This is a genomic window from Kocuria sp. KH4 (assembly GCF_053711175.1).
The window spans coordinates 1-255 of record NZ_JBSJYX010000092.1 but is presented as its reverse complement, the minus strand read 5'-3'; the positions used below and the strand labels follow the sequence as shown (position 1 = coordinate 255).

General features: G+C 53.7%; 1 rRNA gene. It reads right to left on the bottom strand.

The features are described 5' to 3' along the window. A 16S ribosomal RNA gene (locus ACWCOM_RS18620) occupies positions 1–90 on the bottom strand; the annotation flags it as partial. Positions 91–255 lie beyond the last annotated feature (165 nt).

Sequence of the window (255 nt, the reverse complement as noted above, 5' to 3'; positions counted from 1 at the left end):
ACCCCCGCAAGCGGGAGATCATCGTTCGACTTGCATGTGTTAAGCACGCCGCCAGCGTTCGTCCTGAGCCAGGATCAAACTCTCCGTCAAAAAAACGAAAAAACAAACCCACCCACCCCGACCAAACGGGGACGAGCGAGCGATCCAGGCCGAAACGACCACCCACACCCCACGGAGGCGGGACACAGGCGATCCATCAACCAAACAAAACATTTGGTATCAACAAACATGGCACACTATTGAGTTCTCAAACAA